Genomic DNA, 22,696 nt, shown 5'->3' with positions numbered 1-22,696 from the left:
ACTCACGTCCCGGTATTATTTTATTCGTCGTATTTTAAACTTAATGCGTCAGCAGCGGTGTGAGTTTTTCTGACATCCAGCCGGCAATAAACGACTGTGCTGCCAGCGCCGGATGCAAACCGTCGTCCTGCATCCATTCAGGTTTAACGGCGACCTGTTCCATAAAGAACGGCACCAGCGGGATATTTTCCTGCTTCGCCAGCGCCGGATAAATAGCGTAGAACGCATCACCGTAGCGACGGCCATAATTAGGCGGCAGGCGGATTTGCATCAGCAGCGGTTGGGCATTGGCCTGTTTGATCTGACTGATAATCTGCGTCAGCGTTTGCGAAATGGTTTGCGGCGGGAAACCGCGCAATCCGTCGTTAGCGCCCAGCTCAATCAACACCCAGCGCGGATGGTGTTGTTCCAGCAACGTTTGCAAACGCGCCAGCCCTTGTTCAGCGGTATCACCGCTGATGCTGGCGTTAATAATGGTGGGCTTGCCACCTTCTTTTTGCCATTTATTATTCAGTAATGTCGGCCACGATTCGGCTACCGGAAGGCGATAGACAGCACTCAAACTGTCGCCAATAATCAGCAAGTTATCAGCAGCAACGGCGCGAAAACTCAATAATCCTAACAACATAAGGAAGGGGAGATGCCAGCGGAAAATGTTCTTGAAGTTCATCATTTAAGTAAGCACGTCGGTCAGGGTGAAGGTCAGCTCACCATCCTGTCCGGTGTGGAGCTGGTTGTCAAACCTGCCCAGACAATTGCCCTGATTGGCGAATCCGGTTCCGGTAAATCCACCCTGCTCGGCATTCTTGCCGGGCTGGATGATGGCACCAGCGGCGACGTGAAGTTGCTGGGCAAATCCCTTGGCGAACTTAATGAGGAAGGGCGCGCAGCGTTGCGGGCAAAAAATGTCGGCTTTGTGTTCCAGTCGTTCATGCTGGTGCCGACGCTCAACGCGCTGGAAAACGTGCAACTTCCTGCGCTGTTGCGTGGCGAAAGCGACAGCAGCAGCCGTCAGCAGGCGGTGCAGTTGCTGGAAAGTCTCGGGCTGGGCGGGCGTCTGCATCATCTTCCGGCGCAGCTTTCCGGTGGCGAACAGCAGCGTGTGGCGCTGGCGCGGGCATTCATCGGTAAACCTAAACTGCTGTTTGCCGATGAGCCGACCGGCAATCTGGATCGCGCAACCGGCGAACGTATCGTTGACTTGTTGTTCTCACTGAACCGCGACGCGGCGACCACGCTTATCCTGGTCACGCATGATGAACAGCTGGCGGCGCGTTGCCAGCGGCGCTTACGTCTGCGCGACGGGAAATTGTGGGAGGAAGCATGATCTGGCGCTGGTTCTGGCGGGAATGGCGATCGCCTTCGCTGCTGATTGTCTGGCTGGCGCTGACGCTGGCGGTCGCCTGTGTGCTGGCGCTCGGCAGCATCAGCGACCGCATGGACAAAGGGCTGAGTCAGCAAAGCCGCGAGTTTATTGCGGGCGATCGCGTGTTGCGTTCCGCGCATCCGATTACCGAAGCCTGGCTACAGGATGCGCAGTCACAGGGGCTGAAAGTCAGCCGTCAGCTCTCGTTTATGACCATGACCTTTGCCGGTGAAACGCCGCAGCTGGCGGCCGTCAAAGCCACCGATCTGGCGTATCCGCTTTATGGCGCGTTACAAACCGAACCGGCAGGGCTGAAACCTGAGCCGGGAACCGTGCTGGTTGCGCCACGTTTACTGGCGCTGCTGAACGTGAAAGTCGGTGACAATCTGGACGTCGGCGATACCACGCTGAAAATTGCCGGAGTGATTGTTCAGGAACCAGATTCGGGGTTTAACCCGTTTCAGACCGCGCCCCGCGTGATCATGAATCTGGATGACGTACCGAAAACCGGTGCCATTCAGCCGGGCAGTCGACTGACTTATCGTTATATGTTTGCCGGTTCTCCGCAGGCTATTCAGACTTACGGCGAGGCGATAAAAGGCCTGCTCAAGCCCGATCAGCGCTGGAGCGGCATGGAAGATTCCGAAGGCGCGCTGGGCAAATCATTACAACGTTCACAACAATTCCTCACATTGTCGGCGCTGCTGACGCTGATGCTGTCGATTGCTGCCATTGCCGTGTCGATGGGGCATTACTGCCGCAGCCGTTACGATCTGGTTGCGGTGCTGAAAACGCTGGGAGCCGGGAAAAAGGCGCTACAAAAACTGATCATCGGTCAGTGGCTGGCGGTGCTGGTGCTGGCGGGAATTTGCGGCAGCGTGGTCGGCCTGGTGTTCGAAGCCGTGCTGATGAAAGTGCTGGCGCCGGTTCTGCCTGCCGCTTTACCGCCTGCCGGTGGCTGGCCGTGGGTGTGGTCGATGGGCGCGATGGTGGTGATCTCGCTGCTGATCGGTATCCGTCCGTATCGCCAGTTACTGGCCACTCAGCCGCTGCGTGTGCTGCGCAATGACGTGGTGGCGAATGTCTGGCCGCTGCGGTATTTCCTGCCGGTGATGGTGCTGGTGGTCGTCGGTCTGCTGGCGGCGCTGATGGGCGGCAGTTCGCTGCTCTGGTCACTGCTGGCGGGCGTGCTGGTACTTTCGCTGCTGCTCGGTGTGATTGGCTGGGGCGCGCTGTTGCTGCTACGCAAGCTGACGTTTCGTCAGTTACCGCTGCGTCTGGCCGTTAATCGTTTGCTGCGCCAGCCGTGGGTGACACTCAGTCAGCTGGCGGCGTTCTCGATGTCATTTATGTTGCTGGCCTTGCTGCTGGTGATGCGCGGAGATTTGCTGGATCGCTGGGAGCAACAGCTGCCGCCGGACAGCCCGAATTACTTCCTGCTTAATATCACCAAAGAGCAAATTCCGCAGGTGAAGGATTTCCTGCATCAGCATAAAGCGGAGCCGGAAACCTTCTATCCGATTGTGCGGGTTCGCCTGACGAAGATTAACGACAAGGTTGCCACGGATATCATCAAACCGGACGATGCGGGCGGCGAAGCGGTGAACCGTGAGCTGAATCTGACCTGGATGGAAGGGCTGCCGGATCATAATCCGCTAGTCGCGGGCAACGGGCCACCGAAAGCCGGTGAAGTGTCGATTGACGAAGGGCTGGCGGGGCGTCTGGGGCTGAAGCCTGGCGATACCGTGACGTTTAGCGGCGATACGCAGGAATTCAGCGCCAAAATTACCAGCCTGCGGAAAGTGGACTGGGACAGCCTGAAGCCGAATTTCTACTTCATCTTCCCGCCGGGAGCGCTGGACGCTCAGCCGCAAAGCTGGCTGACCAGTTTCCGTTATCACGGGCATGTCAGCACCATTACGCAGCTAAACCGCCAGTTCCCGACACTGAGTTTGCTGGATATTGGTTCTATCCTGCGGCAGGTCGGTCAGGTCTTACAGCAGGTGAGCAGGGCGCTGGAAGTGATGGTTCTGCTGGTGATGCTGTGCGGTGGATTGTTATTACTCGCACAGATTCAGGTCGGCATGCGTCAGCGCCGTCAGGAGCTGATCGTTTACCGCACGCTGGGGGCCAGCAAAAAAATGCTGCACCGGACGCTGTGGTGTGAGTTTGCCGTGCTTGGTCTGGTGGCGGGTATCGCTGCCGCGATTGGCGCGGAAGCCGCACTGTGGCTGCTGCAACGCAAAGTGTTCGATTTCCCGTGGGAACCGAATTACCTGATGTGGATTGCGGTGCCGGTGGTTAGCGCGGTGTTGTTGTCCGTCTGCGGTGGCTGGCTGGGGGTGCGGTTGTTGCGGGGGCGGGCATTATTCCGGCAATACGACGCGTAGTTTCTAAACGCCTCCCCCTGCGAAGGGGGAGGCAGGGAGGGGGTTTTAATGGCTAACTGTTTGTCAAAGCACACTTTAACTATGAGATTTTGACCTTAATACCCCACCCCAACCCTCCCCTTCGCAGGGGAGGAAGCCGATCAAATCAAAGCTTTTCAACTGCCCATTCAATGCCGCTGGCGTATTCTGCCGGCAGCATCGGGACCAGTGCGTTGAGAGTGTCTTTCAGCAGGCTGGCGCTGGCGTCGTTGAGATTCAGGTGTCCGACTTTACGACCCGGACGTACGTCTTTCTCGTACCAGTGCAGATTGACCAGCGGCAGGCTCAGCCACTCTTCTGACACATCCGTGCCAATCAGATTCACCATCACCGACGGCGTACTGACGACCGGTTTCGGCAGCGGCAGACCAAGGATGGCGCGCAAATGCATCTCAAACTGGCTGTAGGACGCGCCGTTTTGCGTCCAGTGACCGCTGTTATGAACGCGCGGAGCCAGCTCATTGATCAGCAAACCTTCGCTGACCACGAAACATTCCATCGCCATCACGCCGACATAATTCAGTTCGTTGAGAATGGCTGACAGCATGCTTTCTGCCTGCTGTTGCAGGGCTGCGTCCGGCTGCGGCAATGCGACGCTGGTGCGCAAAATGCCGTCCTGATGCAGGTTGTGGGTCAGCGGATAAAACACAGTGTTGCCGTCGTGACCGCGTGCGCCCACCAGCGAAACTTCGCCGGAAAAATTGATGCCCTGCTCAACGATGCATTCGCCGTAGCAATCCTGCGGCAGAGTTTTTTCTTCGCCAGAACGTAAGCGCCACTGACCACGGCCGTCGTACCCGCCGACGCGACGTTTAACAATCGCCAGTTCGCCAAGCTGAGAGAAGACCTGCGGCCATTCGGCGGCATCAGCCAGCAACTGCCACGGCGCAGTTGCCAGGCCGAGCTGGTCGAGCAACTGTTTTTGCGTCAGGCGGTCAGCCAGACGTGGGAAAATCTCGCGGTTAACAAACGCGTTGTGCGTTGCCAGTTCGCGGGTCAGTGCAGTTTCCGGCCAGCGTTCGATTTCAGCGGTGATCACGCTTTGCTGATATGGCACGGCTTCCGGTTCGGCATCCAGTCCGACGGGATACACGGCGATGCCCAGCGGTTCACCCGCCTGACGCAGCATCCGGCCTAACTGACCGTTTCCAAGGACGCAAACCGGCTTCATGCTTCCTCCCGCGGATCGGGATTATTCAGCACGTCGTCAGTTTGCGCGGTGCGCCATGCCGCCAGATTTTTAGCAATCTCAGTATCGTGCAGCGCCAGAATTTGTGCGGCCAGCAATGCTGCGTTAGCGGCACCGGCTTTTCCGATCGCCAGCGTACCGACCGGAATACCACGTGGCATTTGTACAATGGAATACAGACTGTCGATGCCACTCAGGGCTGCACTCTGAACCGGAACACCGAGCACCGGCACCAGCGTTTTTGCCGCCAGCATGCCTGGTAAATGCGCTGCGCCACCGGCACCCGCGATGATCACATCAAAGCCATTGGCGGAAGCCTGCTCAGCGAAAGTGAACAATTTATCCGGTGTGCGGTGAGCGGAGACGATATCGACATGGAAAGGAATATTCAGCGTTGTGAGAACTTCGGCGGCGAACTGCATGGTCGCCCAGTCACTTTTAGACCCCATAACGATGGCGATTTTTGCCGGGGTAACGTTGGATGACATGTCTTTAAAGCTCCTGTGATTCGGAAATAGAAACTGCGAGGGCGCAAATGATAACACGCTCCGTGAGGGAGGAAAACGGTTGCGTGGCCGGAAAACGGCGCATTTTTGATGAGAAGTTGGCGGCAGATTTGTATAATCCAAACCAATATATTAAAGACAAACTTGAGTGGAAACTGATTTATGACGCAGGCTTTACTGGCACCGATTTATGATTTTCTTCACTGTGAAACACCCGCTCTGTGGGTGGATGTGGCGCTGGAAAATCAGACGGTCATGCTGATTGACCACGCTAACTGTGAAAAGAAAGCGGCGGCGACGGCGATGAGCCTGATGACGAAATATCTGGATCGCACCGAACTGCTATTTTGTGCGGCGCGTCTGGCGCGTGAAGAGCTTCATCACTTTGAACAAGTGGTGGAAATCATGCAAAAACGCAATATCACCTACACCCAGCTTTCACCGTCGCGCTACGCAAGCGGCATGATTAAACATACCCGCCATCACGATGACCTGAACATTCTGGTCGACCGGCTGATTATCGGCGCTTATATCGAAGCGCGCTCCTGTGAGCGTTTTGCCAAAATAGCGCCGCATCTCGATGAAACCTTGTCGCGTTTTTACACTTCGCTGCTGCGATCTGAATCACGCCATTTTGCCGATTATCTGGCGCTGGCAGAGCAATATGCCGGAACGGATATCAGTGAGCGGGTAGAGGAGTTTGGCAGGATTGAAGCGGAATTAATTCTTACACCAGACGAACAGTTCCGCTTCCATTCAGGCGTACCCGTTACCCTTCATACTTCGGGCTGCTGATGCGTTGACTGCGCTCATTCACCCCGGTCACTTAGTCAGCTAAGCTCCCGGGGATTCATGAGCTTGTCGCCTTCCAGCAACTCAAATTATTTCGGGTAACGTTGAGGTGACTACAACGGGAAGCTGATCAGCTCGACGTTATCGGCAGTGACTTTCACCATCGAACCTTCTTCATGCCATGCGCCGAGTACCACGCGGTGGCCGGTTTTGTTTTCCAGCGGCACATCGTGGATCGCCGGGCGATGGGTGTGACCGTGGATCATCCACTCGACGCCAGCCATCTGCATTTCGCTGACCACCGCCTGCGGGTTCACATCCATAATCTCCAGTGATTTACCCTGATTCGACGCCTTACTGTTAGCGCGCATTCTGGCAGCAATACCCAGTCGCCATTTCAGTGGCAGCATCAGGAAAAGTTTCTGGATAAACGGATTGTGGACTTTTTTGCGGAAGTTTTGATACGCGACATCGTCGGTACACAGCGTGTCGCCGTGCAGGATCAGGATGCGACGGCCATACAGCTCGAGCACTTTTTTCTCCGGCAGCAACGTCATCAGGCTGTCGCGGGCGAAACGTCTGCCGAGCAGAAAATCGCGGTTGCCGTGAATAAAGAAGCAGGGCACGCCTTGCTGGTGCAAATGATTCAGTGCGGCGGAGATTTCTGCGTGAAGCGGCTGCGGATCGTCGTCGCCAATCCAGGCTTCGAAAAGGTCGCCGAGAATGTACAGAGCATCGGCCTGTGGCGCATCTTCACGTAGAAAACGAAGGAAACCGGCAGTGATTGCCGGTTCCTGTGCGCAAAGATGGATATCTGCGATAAAAAACGTGGTCATGCCGACGTGTTCTTAAAAACGTCGGTTATTCGCTGACTGTCACGCTTTTGATCACAACATCTTCTTTTGGAACGTCCTGGTGCATACCGCTGCGGCCCGTTTTGACGGCTTTGATCGCGTCAACCACGTCCTGACCTTCAACCACTTCTGCGAATACGCAGTAACCCCAACCCTGTGCGTTTTTGCCGCTGTGGTTCAGGAAGTCGTTGTCAGTTACGTTGATGAAGAACTGTGCGGTAGCAGAATGTGGATCGTTGGTACGCGCCATCGCCAGCGTGCCTTTGGTGTTTTTCAGGCCGTTGTCTGCTTCGTTATCGATAGGTGCATCGGTGTTTTTCTGGTTCATGCCTGGCTCAAAACCGCCGCCCTGGATCATGAAGCCGTTAATCACACGGTGGAAAATTGTGTTGTCGTAGAAGCCTTTACGGCAATAGTTCAGGAAGTTTTCAACCGTGGCTGGCGCTTTGTCAGCGAAAGTTTTAATGACGATGTCGCCGTGGTTGGTGTGGAAAGTGACCATAATTATCATCCTGCTAATGTTGATGTGTGCTCTGTGTCAGAGCGGCTACTATAGCCTTTTCTTATACCATAACTCAAAAGTTGCCGTCAGCAGCGCCTTTATGACCACTAAAGCCCGTCCGGCGGCCTTATGCCGTTTCGGTGAAATCATTTTCGTTATATTATGGCCGTTAGTGTCGCTTAAATGCGCCAACGTCATTTTCTACGCCCAACACACGGAATAGCCTGATGCTGAAGATTTTTAATACCCTGAGTCGCCAAAAAGAGGAATTCAAGCCAATTCATGCCGGTAAAGTCGGGATGTACGTGTGTGGGATCACTGTTTACGACCTGTGTCATATCGGCCACGGCCGCACCTTTGTCTCTTTCGACGTGGTGTCGCGTTACCTGCGTTACGTCGGTTATGACCTGAAATACGTGCGTAACATTACCGATATCGACGACAAAATCATTAAACGTGCCGCGGAGAATGGCGAAACCTTTATGGCATTGACCGATCGTATGATCGCCGAAATGCACGCGGATTTTGCTGCACTGAACATTTTGCCGCCGGATTCTGAGCCACGTGCCACCGGGCACATTCACGAAATCATCGATATCGTGCAGAAGCTGATCGACCGTGACCACGCGTATGTGGCATCGAACGGCGACGTGATGTTCTGGGTGGAGAGCGATCCTGATTACGGCGTGTTATCCCGTCAGGATCTGGATCAGTTGCAGGCAGGCGCACGCGTTGAAGTTGAAGCCAATGTGAAACGCAATCCGATGGACTTCGTGCTGTGGAAAATGTCCAAGCCGGGTGAACCGAGCTGGACGTCACCGTGGGGCGAAGGTCGTCCTGGCTGGCATATCGAATGTTCTGCTATGAACTGCAAACAGCTTGGCGCGCATTTCGATATCCACGGCGGCGGTTCTGACCTGATGTTCCCGCACCACGAAAACGAAATTGCTCAGTCCAGCTGCGCGCACGACGGCCCGTACGTCAACACCTGGATGCACTCCGGCATGGTGATGATCGACCGCGAAAAGATGTCCAAGTCACTGGATAACTTCTTTACCGTGCGCGATGTGCTGAAATATTACGACGCCGAAAGCGTGCGTTACTTCCTGATGTCTGGCCATTACCGCAGCCAGCTGAACTACAGCGAAGAGAACCTGAAACTGGCACGTACGTCGATGGAACGTCTGTATACCGCGCTGCGCGGCACGGACGTTAGTGCAACGCCAGCCGGTGGTGAGGCTTTCGTGGCGCGTTTCCGTGCGGCAATGGACGACGATTTCAACACGCCGGAAGCCTATTCCGTGCTGTTCGATATGGCGCGCGACATCAACCGCCTGAAAGCGGAAGATATGGCGGCGGCCAACGGTCTGGCAGCAGAACTGCGTCAGCTGGCGGGCGTGCTGGGCTTGCTGGAGCAGGATCCGGAGCAGTTCCTGAAATCCGGAGCGCAGGCGGATAACGACGATGAAGTTGCTGAAATCGAAGCGTTGATCAAACAGCGTAACGATGCCCGCGCCAGCAAAGACTGGGGTATGGCGGATAAAGCGCGCGATCGTCTGAATGAAATGGGCATCGTGTTAGAAGACGGCGCGAACGGCACCACCTGGCGTCGTAAATAATCTCCTTCATACCTGAAGCCGCAGCAGCGTTGGATTCGTTCACTTGCCGCCTTGCTGCAACTCCAGTTATTTTGGAGATGCGAGACATATAGCCTCCTTCCGGGAGGCTTTTTTATAAGGATCATCCTGTGACCCAAATGCTTCTGACGTATCAGCCTCCGTATGACTGGCAGTGGATGACGGCGTTTCTCGGTGCGCGTGCGTTGCAGGGCATCGAGCAGCAGGACGGCGACTATTATCAGCGGACGCTGGCGGTAATACACAACGGCGTGCGGCTGACCGGCTGGTTGCGGCTGCGGCCTTTGGCGGACATTAACAGCGTCGAACTTGAGATTTCGCCGTCGCTTGAGCCGGTGACGGATAGCGTGGCAAAGCAGGTGCGGCGTTTACTTGATCTCGATGCGCAGCCATTACTTATCGCTGAGGGTTTAGGTCCGCTGGCTGAAAACGCCGTGGGATTACGTCTGCCGGGCTGCATCAACCGTTTTGAGCTGACGGTCAGGGCCATTCTCGGGCAACTGGTCAGTGTGAAAATGGCCGCGACGCTGGCAACCCGGCTGACCGAAAAATGGGGCGAGCCGGTGAGCACGCCGTTCGCGGCGCTGACACATTTGTTTCCGTCTCCGGCGGCGATGGCGAAATTAACGGTCGATGATTTACGCGGTATCGGCGTGCAGGCCAAACGCGCAGCCTGTCTGATCAATATTGCGCAGGCAGTGGAAGAAGGGCGGTTGCCGCTCGATGACATTACCGATGTGCAGGAAGGTGTGCGGTTACTGCTGGGTATGCCGGGAATTGGCAGCTGGACGGCCAGTTATGTGGCGATGCGGGCGTGGTCTGCGCCGGATGTTTTTCTTGGCGGTGATTATCTGATTAAACAGCGTTTTCCGGGCATGACGCCGGGGAAAATTGCCCGCTATGCCGAAGTGTGGAAACCGTGGCGTACCTACGCCACGCTGCATTTATGGTTTAATAACGACTGGCAACCGGATATGCCTTAATCCGTGTCGGCTAAGGTTTTTCAGGCGGGAAAATGCTGTCGTCGGTATGAACGCTGGCGGTTTTTTGTTGCGGCTCATAGCGGAAAACCCGTCCCCGTCCGTTATTTTTCGCGGTATAACAGGCCTTATCCGCCTGTGCCATGTATTCGCTGCCGCTGACGGTGGGGTCAGTCATCTTCGTTAAGCCGGCGCTGGCACCGATGCGGTAAATTTTGTCTTCCCAGATAAATTCGAACTGATTGATTTCACTCACCAGTTTCGAGAGGGTGTTCAAACCCTGTTCCACCGGACAATCAAATAAGATCAGCGCAAACTCATCACCGCCCAGCCGCGCGAGGCGGTCACTGTTACGGATGTGTTCCTGCATCAGCGTACTGATCTGACGTAACAGTTCGTCACCTGCGGCATGCCCGGCCGTGTCATTAATCGCTTTGAAATGATCCAGATCGATAAACGCCAGACAGTGCGACTGATGCGCAGTGGCTATCAGATTCAGTGCTTTTTTCAGGCTGGATTCGAAACTGCCACGGTTCGACAATCCGGTCAGTAAATCGTGGGACGCGCTGTAGCTCAGCCTGCGCATCAGTTCGCGCGATCTGCTGACGTCCTGCAATACCAGCACGATGCCGATCGGTTCATCTTTTAACGTACGCAGCGGAGACACCGCCAGCTGGACATCAAACAGACCGGTATGATGGCCGTGCAACACCAGCGAACGCTCAACGGAAGAGTGAAGATTTTCGTTGATATCAAAGTGCAGCAGATTGTCGATTAGCGGACCATCCTGCCCTTTGCTGATGAGTACAATGCGGTTCACCGGCTGGCCCTGCGCCTGTTCCTCGGTCCATCCGGTCATTTTCTCCGCTACCGGATTCATGAACGTGATATTCATATTCCGGTCGGTGGAAATCACCGCCTCGTTGATGGAATTGAGGGTGATGTGCATGAGTTCTTTCTCTTCATGCAGCGCTTCCGAAAGACGCTTATTGGTCATTTCGGTATGTTTGAGCTCGTTGATATCTTCAATCTGAGAAATGAAATACAGCGGATTGTGTTCTTCATCGCGCACCAGCGACACGGCGAGTAAAGCCCAAATCACTTCTCCGTTACGACACAGGTAACGTTTTTCCATGGTGTAGGTCTGGATTTCATCGTTAAGCAGTTGCTCCAGCATCGCCAGATCCTTGCCCAAATCCTCCTGATAAGTAATTTCCTGGAAGGTCAGCGTGGTGAGATATTCCGCTTCATACCCCAGCAGATTACACAGCGATTTATTGACCTGCAGCAGCCTGCCTTGCGGGGATACCAGCGCCATGCCGATTGCCGAGTATTCCATCGCGTTGCGAAAACGATTTTCACTTTGCGTGATATGCGATTTCTCCGCGCGCAGGGCGTGCATTGCCATCGCCATGGCGTTTGCTGGAGTCAGGATCAGCAGCAGTGGCAGGAAAATCAGCCCCTGAGGAATTTGCACGACGGTATGCGGCTGCACGGAAACAATGCCGCTGGTGTGCAGCAAAGCGATCATCAGCGTCATCGACAGGAAAATAATGAACGCTTCAATGCGGGGTAAACGGATGGCGCACCACAACAGCGGAATGGTGATAAAAGCGAAGGTATAAGGCAGCCATTTGAGCGCCAGAAAACCTGCCGCCAGCGTGATGATGAGCGTCAGAAGCAATCCGAAAAAACGCCCGGAAGTCAGGTTTTTCCTGAAATAACCGCGCTGATAAACCAGCCCGAGCGGGGTAAGCGCCAGGATTGCGACAGCTTCAGACATGAACCAGGTGGCAAAACGACTTTGCAATTCCACCGGCGATTGAATGTTCAGGATAAACAGGATCATGATCAAGGCGCTGACCAGCGGACAGAAAATGACTGCAACCATCAGGAATCTGACCCAGTAACCGAGGCCGGTAAGGGGATCCTGCTCCGGCAACAATCGCCGCAACAATGCCGCGCAAAATGCAGCTTCAAAAAGATTGTTAAGCAGATAAGGCAGATAGCGCAGGAAAGGCGTGCCCAGAACGGAATGTGCCGCTGCAATGCCCAATGCGCTGGCACACAGTAATGGCAGTCAGTCGCGGTAGCGATGGCGAAACAGAACCGGGATCATCAGCGCTGTTGGCAGCCACAAGCCTGCAAGGCTGGACGATTTCTGGATCACGCTCATACAGGCGAGCGCCAGCAGGCAGACAGAAATGCCTAACAGTACGTGAGATGTCCAGTTCGCCCGGCTTATCGTGATCGAGGGTGGTTTGCTTTTTTCCACGGTGAAAACCTTTTTCTGACTGGTGTTTGGATCCAGAACAGTTGTAGTGATGGTCGTTTTTGTATTTTTTATCACTCAGGCGTCACCATGAGCACAAACAATGACACGTACTATCAGTATCGTTATCAGTATCGGAAAAGCGTGACTAATTATTAATATAAATTTTACGTTACGTTGGAATAGTTGACGAATATTCCGGCCGGATGGCCGGAATAAGAGGGTCAGAGCAGAAAAATGGTGGCGAGGCCGAGGAAGATAAAGAATCCGCCGGTATCTGTCAGGGCGGTTATCATCACGCTGGAACCGACCGCAGGGTCGCGCCCCAGACGCACCATGGTCAGCGGAATAACCACGCCCATCAGCGCTGCCAGCAGCAGGTTCAGCACCATCGCCAGCGTCATTACGGCGCCCATTTCCCAGTCGCTGTACAGCAGCCAGGTCACCACGCCCATCAGTCCGCCCCAGACGAGGCCGTTAATCAGCGCGACGCCCAGTTCCCTGAACATCAGGAACTTCAGGTTACCGAGCTGGACATGGTGCAGGGCCAGTCCGCGGACAATCATGGTGATGGTTTGATTGCCTGTATTCCCGCCGATGCCGGCAACAATTGGCATCAGGGCAGCCAGCGCCACCAGTTGTGAAATCGTATGTTCAAACAAACCGATCACGCGCGACGCAACGAAGGCCGTACACAGATTGATCGCCAGCCACGCCCAGCGGTTACGCACCGCTTTAGTGACCGGTGAAAAGACATCCTCTTCCGGGCTCAGCCCCCCCATGCGGCGTAAATTGCTGTCGGTGTCGTTATTGACGAAATCGACGATTTCTTCCACCGTCAGACGTCCCATCAGCTTGCCTTTTTTGTCCACCACCGGCGCGGTGATCAGGTCATAACGTTCGAACGCACTGGCGGCGTCTTCGGCTTTATCTTCCGGCTCAAAACTGGTGAGATCGGTGACCATGACGTCTGAAACCAGCGTATGCGGCGGGTTCAGCAAAATCGCCGTCAGTGGCAGTTCGCCTAATAACGTGTTTTTACGGTCAGTGATAAACAGCTTATCGGACGCTTCCGGGATAGCTTTATTCAGGCGCAGAAAGCGCTGCACGGTGCCGAGAGAAACATCAGGGCGAACCGTCAGCAGCTCGAAGTCCATGATCCTGCCGACGCACTCTTTATTGAATTTCATCACCTCGCGCACTTTATCGCGCTGACGCGGATCCAGTGAGGTAAGCACGCGGCCCGTCAGGTCACGCGGCAGATATTCGGCCAGATAGACCTGATCATCCACATCCAGCAGAGACATGGTTTTCAGCAGATCCTTGTCGCTCATTTCCTCAATGAGACTGTCCCAGACGGTTTCAGAGACTTCGACCAGCGCCTTACCGCGGGCAGCGGGTTCAACCAACCGCCACAACGCAAGGCGTTCGTGAATGGGTAACGCTTCCAGCACATCCGCCACGTCAGCGGCATGGAGTTTCTGCACCCGCGAGCTCAGCTCCGCGGTGTAATCCATCAGCCTGGCGCGGGTGGCATCATCAACGTCAATTTCTTCACCGAGAATGCTGTCAGCAAGATCATCGGTGTTAAGCAGGAGATCGAGGATCCGGCCACGACTCTCGGCGAGTTTTTGACCGTAACTTTTTGGTTTTTCGGCAGACATTCGGGATCCTTAGTCCTTATGGTAGCGGCAGGTTTTGAGTGTGCCGGTACAAGTTTTGTCGGAAGTCGGTTCCTGAGGTGCGACAGTTTGCCCATCTGTTTGCTGTTGTTTTTGGTTCTGATGATGGGAATACGCGCCGATACCGGAATAGACCAGACGTCCTAACAAAATAATGAAGCTGATCGATAAAACGATTTTCGTCATTGTGATGTTGGTTTTTCGAGACATAATTTTATCGCTTAAGTAAATCGTTGCTCCGGTGGAAGGATGAAGAGCTGCAAATGATAACGTTTACAATATATAACACATCTAAACGAGCAGCCAGATAATCAAATAAAGGCGAATTTCCGTAACGTCCATTTTTGTAAACGAGTAATTTTCCTTTTTCCTGGGATTATTCTATATCACTGGATATAAAAACCATTTTGTTAGTCACGCGATGAATTTGTTTAAGATGATTTTTACGTTAAAACACAAAGATTGTGTTTAATGATCTGCATCAAGGGATTTAAGATAAGTAACATTAGAATTCAGTCTTATTTTGAAGCGTTGTACTCTGACCTCCGCTGTATTCTTTTTTCTTCAGTTATTTTGTGTGAAGTGACGTTTTTACTACGATAATTTTAGACGACGTCTGCAACTGCGGTTGTCAGCCAGCTTGTCTGGCGTCCGTTACACGATGAATCACTCACCGCGGCATGAAGTTCATGCGCAAAACTTAGATGGACTGAATGCGTAAAATTTTTTCCTGGCATGAGATTCGCCATAAATGGTGGGGACTTCCCATCATTTGCGCGCTGGTCTTGATCCCCGTTACCTCATGGCTTTCTCCGATCATATTCTTGCCTGAAGGTCGCACCTATCTGATTTATATGCCGTTGGCGACGTGTGTTGCGCTGCTGATGGTATTTGACTGGGCTGCATTACCCGGGATCGTCCTGACGTTGTTCCTGCGTTATTATTTCAGGGTCGGCGCAGAAATGGCGACGTTGCTGACGGTTATTTATTTCACCTCTCTTTTTCTGGCCTGGCTCGGATACCGCTGGCAGGCCGGAAATCGCTGGTCGGCGCCATTAGGTCTGATGAATCTGGCGTGGATGCGTGTCGGCTGGTTGCTGGTGTTCCTCACAGTCTTCTTCATGACCGTACTGCAGATTGTGGTGGAAAGCGGGTTGCTGCCGGGTTATCTGGGGCTGGTCACGGCTGATTTTGTGACGTTGCGGACACTCATCAATTTGCAGGCGATGATCATCGGCATTTTGCTCAATTCGCACGTCATTTACCTGGTGATCCGCATGATTCGTCAGCCCCGTTACTGGCGCGTGTTGCGGATGATGTTGCGTAAGCAACGGGCGCCGGGCGTGAAAACCACCGAAATGGTGGTCTGGTTTCTGGTCATGGCCACCATGGTCACGCTGCTCAGCGTGCCCAGTATAAGCGAGCCGTTCACAAAAATTTTGCTGAGTGACTACACCCTGACGCTGCTTTTCCCTGTGATGCTGTTCGGGGCGTTACGCTATGGCTATTACTTCATCAGTATCGTATGGAGTATTACGCTCACTGTATTATTCTACAATTATCAGGGGTTTATCTCAGAAACCGGCTTTGTTCATAATCTGGTCTTTGTCTCAGCACTGATGCTGGTTTACACCATTACGCTGTTGCTGATGTCGGCGCTTTCTTCGCGCCAGCGACTGCTGATGAAAAAATTCAGATCAGCCGCCTTGCTGGATCCGGTGTTTGGTTTGCCTAATCTGCGTGCCTTTAACCGCGATTTAGCCCGCCATCCGCGTTCCATGCTTTGTTTCATCCGCGTGTCGGATATGGACGTTCTCAGCCGTAACTACGGGATGCAGCTGCGGATCCAGTTCAAACAGCAACTGGCGGTCGGGCTCAAACCTTTCCTTCAGTCCGGCGAGCGTGTGTATCACTTACCCGGCTATGATCTGGTTCTGCGCCTGAACTGTGAAGATGCAGATATGAAATTGCAGGGGCTGCATGATTATCTCGAGGATTTCCGCCTGCTCTGGAACGGGTTGCCGTTGCATCCCAACATTGGTTTGTCGTACTGCACGGTATATTCGCCAGTCGAGCATCTGCCTATTTTGCTGGGTGAACTCAGTGGTATTGCAGAAGTTTCACTGACCACCGGTCAGCCTGAGTCGAATAAAAGCGACCACAGTCAGGTTCAGCTGGAGATCAGAGACAAAGTCGACATGCTGCACAAAATTCAGCGTGCGTTAGATGACGACCGTTTTGTGCTGATGGCTCAGCCGATACTGGGTGTTCGCGGCGACAGCTATTACGAAATCCTGCTGCGCATGTTTGATGGTTCGCAGGATACCCTGATCACGCCGGATAAATTCCTGCCGGTGGTTCACGAATTCGGGCTGTCTTATCAGATGGATATGTGGGTACTCCGGCATGCGCTGATGTTTATTAATCAGAACCGTGTACGTCTGCCGAGCCTGCGTTTTGCCGTGAATTTCACGCCATCGACGTTATGTCGTCCGACGTTTACCCGCGATTTTAAATCGCTGATGCTGGAATATGAAATTGAGCCGTTCCAGATCGTACTGGAAGTCACCGAATCGCATCTTTTGCAGAATATGAAATATGCCGACTTCGCGATGCGGGAACTGCGTGCTTATGGCTGCCGGATTGCAATAGACGATTTCGGCACCGGTTACGCCAGTTACGGACGTCTGAAAGCTATTCAAGCCGACATCCTGAAAATTGACGGCAGTTTTGTGCGCAATATGCTCACCGATTCACTGGATGCTTACATTGTGCAATCTATCTGCCAGGTCGCACGTATGAAGCATCTGTCTATTGTGGCGGAGTATGTGGAGACGGAAGAACAGAAAGCCGCGCTCCATGCGCTGGGCGTCGATTACATGCAGGGATATCTGGTGGGTAAACCGGAGCCACTGGCCACATTGCTCGATTTCCCTGCTACCTGATTTCGCGGGTGATTGGGGCATAGAAAATAAAAAGCCCTCTGAGCACGTTGTGCCGGAGGGCTTTTTTATAGCGACAAACGAATTAGTCTTCCGCTGCGCCGTCTTCTTCTTCGAGCATCAGTTTCCAGCCCGTGACGTCATCCCAGTAGCTTTGTTCTTTTTCAAAATCCAGCTGAACCAGGTTGTTCTGCGCCAGATATCCGGCCGGGAAACGCAGCGTCCAGTGATTATCATCGGTAGATAACCGCAGGGATTCCGGCGTGGTTGTGGACTGGCGCTGGTTATTGAGTAATGCGCCAAGACGCAACAGCTGAATAAGAGGAATGTAGTGTTTCTTCTTAAACAGATTCAGGCGTGGCAATTCTTCCAGCTTGATGGCTTTACGATGGAAACGTACCAGCGTCGCCAGCAGCGTTTGCTGTTCCTGATTAAAGCCCGGCAAATTAGTATTTTGCAGGATATAAGAAGAGTGGCGATGCATTCCGGAGTGGTTAATGCTCAGACCCACTTCATGCAGCATGGCGCTGAATTTCAGCAGTGATTCCAGCTGTGGCTGCACCAGTTTGGTATTTTGCGCTAACCACTGGCTGTATAGCTGCTCGGTGGTTTCCAGCACGCGGCGTGCCTGTTCCCGGTCGATATTGTAATGGTCGGCCAGACTTTTTGCGGTACGCGTGCGGATGTCCTGATGACGGAAACGACCCTCCATCTCATACAGCACACCTTCACGCAGCGCGCCGTCTGAAAGACGCAGTTCTTTGACAGCCAGCGCATCAAATACGCCACGCAAAATCGCCAGTCCCGGCACAAACACTGACTGACGGTCTTCTGATAAGCCCGGTAAATCCAGATCACTGAATTTTTTGAAATCCAGCACCGCTTCGGTCAACATTTCGAGACGTTCAGGGGTGATCAGTCCGTCTTTCTCCCCCATTGCGACCAGCACTTCGTAAGCCGCTTTGATACTGCCGGACGCGCCCAGCGCATACTGCCAGCCTTGCAGACGGTACTGCCAGGCCAGTGTTTCCAGCTTCTGTGCGGCAGCGAGTTGCGCGCGTTTGAAGTTGCTGCGACTGATTTCGCCTTCCGGGAAAAACATCTGCGCAAAACTGACACAGCCCATACGGCGGCTTTCTGCCAGCAAAGGTTCGAAATCTTCGCCGATGACCAGTTCCGTAGAACCGCCCCCGATGTCGATGACCAGCTTGCGACCTTTTTCCGGCTGCGTGTGTTCAACACCCATAAAAATCAGACGGGCTTCTTCCTGTCCGGAAATAATTTCAATCGGGTAGGGGATCACTTCTTTCGCACGCCTGAGGAACTCCTCGGCGTTCACCGCCTGACGCAGGGTATGCGTGCCGACGATGGTGACGTTGCTGTCCGGAAAACCTTGCAGACGTTCTGCAAATAAAGCCAGGCAATCCAGCCCACGTTGCATGGCTTCTTCACTGAGCACACTTTTATTGTCGAGACCATCGGCCAGATGAACGCGTTGTTTCAGGCGACCTAAGACCTGCATCGCGCCGTTAACCACGCGCGCGATGACCATATGGAAACTGTTCGATCCGAGATCGATAGCCGCAATTTCCTGTGGCTTGGCGTTCATTGGGCTGTTTTTAAGGGGCATAGTTGTGTAGCGCTCCAGAGATTCAGGCTTGCTGACTTTGTTGTTCCAGATCTTTCAGATATTCGTAAATCGCCAGCTGCGCACGCACTTTGCGACGATTTCCGCGTGGAACATACCGGTTGCTCAGTTCTTTATCAATCACTCTGGCTTTTACCGTGTCACTAAACAGCAGTTCGAGAATATCCAGAACGCGCTGTTTAAGGCGTGGATCGAGCAGGGCGACAGCTACCTCAATTCGGTAATCGATATTACGGGTCATCCAGTCAGCAGAAGACAGGAATACTTTGGTATCGCCACCATTTTCAAAGACATAAACACGGTCGTGCTCAAGATAGCGGTCAATAATACTGGTCACCTGAATGTTTTCGCTAAAGCCCGGTAAATTAGGGACCAGCGAACACATACCGCGGATAAGTAAACGGATTTTCACCCCGACGTTAGACGCGACGTACAGGCGGTCGATCAGTCCTTTATCCACCAGATTATTGATTTTCAGCGTAATACCGCCTGTGCCGCCAGCCTGTACATTGGCAATTTCTTTGTCGATCAGGCGATACAACATGTCGCGCGAGTTTTGCGGCGACACCATCAGATGTTCGAAAGAGACCGGACGGTAAGGGTTCTCAATAAAGTTAAACACCCGGCGGACTTCGTTGGTGATGCGCGCATCCGCGGTGAGCAGCGAATAGTCGGTATAAAGGCGGGCGGTTTTCTCGTTAAAGTTACCGGTCCCAATATGAGCATAGCGGACAATTTCATCGCCTTCGCGGCGGGAAATAAGAAAGAGTTTTGCGTGAATTTTCAGGCCCGGCGCAGAGAAAATAACGTGTACACCGGCTTCTGTCAGACGTTTCGCCCAGTGAATGTTGGCTTCTTCATCAAAGCGCGCCTGAAGTTCGACGACGACGGTCACTTTCTTACCGTTGTGCGCCGCGTGGATCATCGATTCGATGATGCGTGAATCTTTCGCAACGCGGTAAATATTAATTTTTATGGATAAAACGTTCGGATCGAACGACGCCTGGCGCAGCAGCTCCAGCACGTGTTCAAACGTATGATACGGATAATACAGCAGCACATCCTGCTCGCGGATCGCCGCAAAGCCGTTGCGGAATTTATCGAACCATAAATGGCGCAGGCGTGGCAGAGGGCGGTTGACCAGATTGGCTTTACCGACATTCGGGAAACTGATGAAATCTTTGAAGTTATGGTAACGGCCACCGGCGATCACGGAATCATAGTTCGAGATACCCAACTTGCCGCGCAGTAATTCGACCATTTCATCGGGCATATCGCGCTGATAAACAAAACGCACCGGCTCGGCAGTCAGACGCTGTTTCAGGCTCGATGACATCAGTTCCAGCAGGCTCGATTCCATTTCCGTGACCAGATCGTATTCGGCATCACGGGTCATTTTCATCGAATAGGCATTCAGCGCGTCGTAATCAAAGAAGCCTTTGAAAATATCGTCCAGGCAATAACGCAAAATGTTATCAAGCAGGATCATTGGCTTGCGGCGGCGCGGAGCTTCCGGCGGCAGATTGACGAAGCGCGGCACTTTATCTGAAGGAATTTCCAGCAGCGCATAGTGAATTTCTTCGCCACGGATAATTTCGACCGCCAGATAGGTGTAATCGTCTTTGAGGAACTGCACCAGATTGGTGTCGTGATTAATCAGAATGGGCGTGATGTGCTGGCGCAGATGATGTTTGAAATACTGACGCAACCAGGCTTGCTGATTCTCAGAAACCTGCCGTTCGTTAATCAGGAAGATCTGATTACGCGCCATTTCCAGCAGCAAATCGTTGTAAAGGCTGTCAAATTCCTGATCAATACGCAGAACTTTCGCCTGAATTTTTTTCAGTAAATGACGGGAAGCACCCAGAAAGCCTTGTTCTTCACTGATGAGGATCCGTCGCTTTAAATCGGCAAAACGGACTTTATAGAACTCATCCAGATTATTGGAGTAGATCCCTAAAAAACGCATCCGTTCGATCAGAGGATTGCTTTTGTCTGCCGCTTCCTGCAACACGCGCTCATTGAAGGACAGCCAGCTTAGTTCTTTCTCGATATAAAGCTTTTCCTGACCCATTTTCACTCCGTTCATTTAGCTTGCAACCTGGCCCATACAGGCAAATTTGCCCGAAAACACCGCAATTTAGCTCAGCTTATTCCTCGTGTTACGGGCCATATTTTCAGGTCAGCGCAACAGGAAGTTGTCAGTGAGAGGGGCCTAGTGTCTGCTATCAATATTGCGAAAGATTGACAGGAAAGTCCAACATAACTGGGGATGATTTCAGGAGAGTTTATATCAGGGGAATAAATGAGAGAAAAAGGCAGGAAAAGTCTTACCGGTGAAGGAGTTCTTTTCCCCTCACCGGTAAAGTATGGCCTGATTTTTACTGCGCTAAACTGTACAGCACTAAACTATACAGCACTAAACTACACCGCACTAAACTACACCGCGCTGGCGCCAATCAGTGATTCAGTTTTGACCTGAACCGGTTTGGTTTTGTACTTCGCCAGGAATTGCGGCTGGAAAATACACATGCGGATGGCACTGCGGTATTCACCGTTCACAAAGAATTCCTGTTTCAGTTCACCTTCGATCTCAAACCCTAATTTGCTGTAAATGTGGATCGCCTTTTTATTTTCTTTATCGACGATTAAATACAGTTTGTAGAGGTTCAGAACTGAGAAGGCATAATCCATCGCCAGACGCACGGCATCACCGGCAAAGCCTTTGCCCTGATGTTGCGGGTCAATGATTATCTGAAATTCCGCGCGGCGGTGAATATGATTAATTTCCACCAGCTCCACTAAGCCGACCGGTCCGCTTTCGAATTCTATAATAAAGCGGCGTTCGCTCTGGTCATGGATGTGCTTGTGATACAAGTCGGTCAGTTCGACGAAAGCCTCGTAAGGTTCTTCAAACCAGTAACGCATGATGCTGGCGTTATTATCAAGACGGTGAACAAACGACAGGTCGTCCTTTTCCAGTGGACGTAATCTGACGCTGTTATGGCTAAACATGGGGTGTTCCTCAACTATAAAAGCCGTTTTATGAGGGTAACCTTCGTAAATATGAGGTCTGAAACAACTGTGTTTCAGATGAAGGTCGGCGCACAAACGACGTTTAAACGTGCGCCGGGATGTGCATTATATCGGGTAAAATGTAAACAAATGTCAAATGACGGAAAATAAAAAACCGGCACGTGGCCGGTTTATAGTGAAATCGTGAGGCAAGTACAGATTAATCTTCTGCGTATCCGCGTTCAGAAAGCGGTTTGTTATCCAGAAACGCCTGACCGTTTTGCAGTGATAAACGTCCGTCAACAAACCAGCTGACCACCAGCGGATAAATGCTGTGTTCCTGCGTTTGCACGCGGGCAACCAGCTCTTCTTCCGTATCCTCAGCAAAAACCGGCACTTTGGCCTGTAAAATTACCGGGCCGCCATCAAGTTCTTCCGTCACGAAATGTACGGACGTGCCGTGTTCGGCATCCTGATTTTCAATCGCCTGACGGTGAGTATGCAAACCCGGATATTTCGGCAGCAGGGAAGGGTGGATGTTAATCATGCGCCCCGCAAAACGCTGAACGAATTCGGCGCTCAGGATCCGCATGTAACCGGCGAGAACCACCAGAGAGGGCTTAAAGATTTCAATAGCGTCAGCCAGTGCAACGTCAAAGGCGATGCGATCTTCGTAAGCTTTTACATCCAGCGCATGTGCCGGAATATCGGCTAAACGGGCTCTTTCAAGCCCGTATGCAGCGATTTTATTACTGAAGACTGCACTGATTTCTGCGTTGATTCGTCCCTGCTGGCAGGCATCGATCAGGGCCTGTAAGTTGCTTCCCTCGCCCGATACCAGAACCACAATCCTTTTCATATCCCTACCTGTCGTCTTCAGTG

The 22,696-nt window shown here is 52.9% G+C and carries 20 protein-coding genes; 7 read left to right on the top strand and 13 right to left on the bottom strand.

Going from position 1 to position 22,696, the window contains the following annotated elements:
* Positions 1-40 precede the first annotated feature (40 nt).
* Positions 41-670, bottom strand: coding sequence for a multifunctional acyl-CoA thioesterase I/protease I/lysophospholipase L1 (gene tesA / locus ACJY2G_RS11405; protein ID WP_430319104.1), 630 nt, complete (start codon positions 668-670; stop codon positions 41-43).
* On the opposite strand from tesA, the gene ybbA reads away from it, so the two are divergent.
* Positions 641-1,327: a putative ABC transporter ATP-binding protein YbbA gene (ybbA, locus tag ACJY2G_RS11400; protein WP_112287557.1), complete on the top strand. Its 687-nt coding sequence runs from the start codon at positions 641-643 to the stop codon at positions 1,325-1,327. The genes tesA and ybbA overlap by 30 nt on opposite strands.
* Positions 1,324-3,756, top strand: coding sequence for a putative ABC transporter permease subunit YbbP (gene ybbP / locus ACJY2G_RS11395; protein ID WP_430318919.1), 2,433 nt, complete (start codon positions 1,324-1,326; stop codon positions 3,754-3,756). Before ybbA ends, ybbP begins: the two co-directional genes overlap by 4 nt.
* 145 nt (positions 3,757-3,901) lie before the next feature.
* On the opposite strand, the gene purK is transcribed toward ybbP, so the two are convergent.
* A complete protein-coding gene (gene purK / locus ACJY2G_RS11390; RefSeq protein WP_120164059.1) occupies positions 3,902-4,966 on the bottom strand; it encodes a 5-(carboxyamino)imidazole ribonucleotide synthase in 1,065 nt (354 codons plus the stop codon).
* A complete protein-coding gene (purE, locus tag ACJY2G_RS11385; RefSeq protein WP_120164060.1) occupies positions 4,963-5,472 on the bottom strand; it encodes a 5-(carboxyamino)imidazole ribonucleotide mutase in 510 nt (169 codons plus the stop codon). Before purE ends, purK begins: the two co-directional genes overlap by 4 nt.
* A gap of 83 nt (positions 5,473-5,555) precedes the next feature.
* On the opposite strand from purE, the gene ACJY2G_RS11380 reads away from it, so the two are divergent.
* Both ACJY2G_RS11380 and ACJY2G_RS11375 read left to right on the top strand, forming a co-directional pair.
* A complete protein-coding gene (locus ACJY2G_RS11380; RefSeq protein WP_276320302.1) occupies positions 5,556-5,684 on the top strand; it encodes a hypothetical protein in 129 nt (42 codons plus the stop codon).
* Positions 5,653-6,285, top strand: a complete 633-nt coding sequence (locus ACJY2G_RS11375; protein WP_013576577.1) for a tRNA-(ms[2]io[6]A)-hydroxylase — start codon at positions 5,653-5,655, stop codon at positions 6,283-6,285. The genes ACJY2G_RS11380 and ACJY2G_RS11375 overlap by 32 nt, the downstream gene beginning before the upstream one ends.
* A gap of 110 nt (positions 6,286-6,395) precedes the next feature.
* Here the strand turns inward: ACJY2G_RS11375 and lpxH are convergent, their stop codons facing one another.
* Together lpxH and ppiB are read right to left on the bottom strand one after the other, a co-directional pair.
* A complete protein-coding gene (gene lpxH, locus ACJY2G_RS11370) occupies positions 6,396-7,118 on the bottom strand; it encodes a UDP-2,3-diacylglucosamine diphosphatase (protein WP_430318920.1) in 723 nt (240 codons plus the stop codon).
* A 25-nt stretch (positions 7,119-7,143) separates the two neighbouring features.
* Positions 7,144-7,638, bottom strand: coding sequence for a peptidylprolyl isomerase B (gene ppiB / locus ACJY2G_RS11365; protein WP_113876111.1), 495 nt, complete (start codon positions 7,636-7,638; stop codon positions 7,144-7,146).
* A gap of 227 nt (positions 7,639-7,865) precedes the next feature.
* Between ppiB and cysS the strand changes: the two genes are divergently transcribed.
* On the top strand, positions 7,866-9,257 hold the full coding sequence (gene cysS / locus ACJY2G_RS11360; protein WP_279918234.1) for a cysteine--tRNA ligase: 1,392 nt from the start codon (positions 7,866-7,868) through the stop codon (positions 9,255-9,257).
* Between the two features lie 137 nt (positions 9,258-9,394).
* Complete coding sequence (gene alkA / locus ACJY2G_RS11355) at positions 9,395-10,258, top strand: DNA-3-methyladenine glycosylase 2 (RefSeq protein WP_430319105.1); 864 nt, start codon at positions 9,395-9,397, stop codon at positions 10,256-10,258.
* A gap of 10 nt (positions 10,259-10,268) precedes the next feature.
* On the opposite strand, the gene ACJY2G_RS11350 is transcribed toward alkA, so the two are convergent.
* The 4 genes from ACJY2G_RS11350 to ACJY2G_RS11335 all read right to left on the bottom strand — a co-directional run bounded on the left by ACJY2G_RS11350 (position 10,269) and on the right by ACJY2G_RS11335 (position 14,419).
* On the bottom strand, positions 10,269-12,326 hold the full coding sequence (locus ACJY2G_RS11350; protein WP_439291773.1) for a PAS domain S-box protein: 2,058 nt from the start codon (positions 12,324-12,326) through the stop codon (positions 10,269-10,271).
* Positions 12,327-12,335: 9 nt separating this feature from the next.
* Entirely contained in the window at positions 12,336-12,605 is a 270-nt protein-coding gene (locus ACJY2G_RS11345; protein WP_439291759.1) for a hypothetical protein, read from the bottom strand.
* A gap of 146 nt (positions 12,606-12,751) precedes the next feature.
* A complete protein-coding gene (mgtE, locus tag ACJY2G_RS11340) occupies positions 12,752-14,191 on the bottom strand; it encodes a magnesium transporter (protein ID WP_120164065.1) in 1,440 nt (479 codons plus the stop codon).
* Between the two features lie 9 nt (positions 14,192-14,200).
* Complete coding sequence (locus ACJY2G_RS11335) at positions 14,201-14,419, bottom strand: YfgG family protein (protein ID WP_112287568.1); 219 nt, start codon at positions 14,417-14,419, stop codon at positions 14,201-14,203.
* A gap of 503 nt (positions 14,420-14,922) precedes the next feature.
* Here ACJY2G_RS11335 and ACJY2G_RS11330 point away from each other — a divergent pair.
* Entirely contained in the window at positions 14,923-17,154 is a 2,232-nt protein-coding gene (locus ACJY2G_RS11330; RefSeq protein WP_120164066.1) for a sensor domain-containing phosphodiesterase, read from the top strand.
* Between the two features lie 82 nt (positions 17,155-17,236).
* Here ACJY2G_RS11330 and ppx read toward each other — a convergent pair whose 3' ends face one another.
* The 4 genes from ppx to purN all read right to left on the bottom strand — a co-directional run bounded on the left by ppx (position 17,237) and on the right by purN (position 22,673).
* A complete protein-coding gene (ppx, locus tag ACJY2G_RS11325; RefSeq protein ID WP_430318922.1) occupies positions 17,237-18,781 on the bottom strand; it encodes an exopolyphosphatase in 1,545 nt (514 codons plus the stop codon).
* 22 nt (positions 18,782-18,803) lie between these two features.
* Positions 18,804-20,873, bottom strand: coding sequence for a polyphosphate kinase 1 (gene ppk1, locus ACJY2G_RS11320; RefSeq protein ID WP_112287571.1), 2,070 nt, complete (start codon positions 20,871-20,873; stop codon positions 18,804-18,806).
* A gap of 365 nt (positions 20,874-21,238) precedes the next feature.
* Complete coding sequence (gene speG / locus ACJY2G_RS11315; protein ID WP_112287572.1) at positions 21,239-21,814, bottom strand: spermidine N1-acetyltransferase; 576 nt, start codon at positions 21,812-21,814, stop codon at positions 21,239-21,241.
* Between the two features lie 220 nt (positions 21,815-22,034).
* The gene (gene purN / locus ACJY2G_RS11310; protein WP_430318923.1) at positions 22,035-22,673 is read right to left on the bottom strand and encodes a phosphoribosylglycinamide formyltransferase; all 639 of its coding nucleotides are present in this window, start codon (positions 22,671-22,673) and stop codon (positions 22,035-22,037) included.
* Positions 22,674-22,696 lie beyond the last annotated feature (23 nt).

It is taken from the genome of Rahnella sp. ATs2, assembly GCF_051851855.1.
GTDB classification, from domain to species: Bacteria; Pseudomonadota; Gammaproteobacteria; order Enterobacterales; family Enterobacteriaceae; genus Rahnella; species Rahnella variigena.
The sequence above is the reverse complement of the archived record's forward strand: the minus strand, read 5'-3'. Positions and strand labels throughout refer to the sequence as shown.

Coding starts and splice junctions, on each gene's coding strand:
- ybbA (WP_112287557.1), top strand. CDS start 641: ATGCCAGCGGAAAATGTTCTTGAAGTTCATCATTTAAGTAAGCACGTC.
- tesA (WP_430319104.1), bottom strand. CDS start 670: ATGAACTTCAAGAACATTTTCCGCTGGCATCTCCCCTTCCTTATGTTG.
- ybbP (WP_430318919.1), top strand. CDS start 1,324: ATGATCTGGCGCTGGTTCTGGCGGGAATGGCGATCGCCTTCGCTGCTG.
- purK (WP_120164059.1), bottom strand. CDS start 4,966: ATGAAGCCGGTTTGCGTCCTTGGAAACGGTCAGTTAGGCCGGATGCTG.
- purE (WP_120164060.1), bottom strand. CDS start 5,472: ATGTCATCCAACGTTACCCCGGCAAAAATCGCCATCGTTATGGGGTCT.
- ACJY2G_RS11375 (WP_013576577.1), top strand. CDS start 5,653: ATGACGCAGGCTTTACTGGCACCGATTTATGATTTTCTTCACTGTGAA.
- lpxH (WP_430318920.1), bottom strand. CDS start 7,118: ATGACCACGTTTTTTATCGCAGATATCCATCTTTGCGCACAGGAACCG.
- ppiB (WP_113876111.1), bottom strand. CDS start 7,638: ATGGTCACTTTCCACACCAACCACGGCGACATCGTCATTAAAACTTTC.
- cysS (WP_279918234.1), top strand. CDS start 7,866: ATGCTGAAGATTTTTAATACCCTGAGTCGCCAAAAAGAGGAATTCAAG.
- alkA (WP_430319105.1), top strand. CDS start 9,395: ATGCTTCTGACGTATCAGCCTCCGTATGACTGGCAGTGGATGACGGCG.
- mgtE (WP_120164065.1), bottom strand. CDS start 14,191: ATGTCTGCCGAAAAACCAAAAAGTTACGGTCAAAAACTCGCCGAGAGT.
- ACJY2G_RS11335 (WP_112287568.1), bottom strand. CDS start 14,419: ATGTCTCGAAAAACCAACATCACAATGACGAAAATCGTTTTATCGATC.
- ACJY2G_RS11330 (WP_120164066.1), top strand. CDS start 14,923: ATGCGTAAAATTTTTTCCTGGCATGAGATTCGCCATAAATGGTGGGGA.
- ppx (WP_430318922.1), bottom strand. CDS start 18,781: ATGCCCCTTAAAAACAGCCCAATGAACGCCAAGCCACAGGAAATTGCG.
- ppk1 (WP_112287571.1), bottom strand. CDS start 20,873: ATGGGTCAGGAAAAGCTTTATATCGAGAAAGAACTAAGCTGGCTGTCC.
- speG (WP_112287572.1), bottom strand. CDS start 21,814: ATGTTTAGCCATAACAGCGTCAGATTACGTCCACTGGAAAAGGACGAC.
- purN (WP_430318923.1), bottom strand. CDS start 22,673: ATGAAAAGGATTGTGGTTCTGGTATCGGGCGAGGGAAGCAACTTACAG.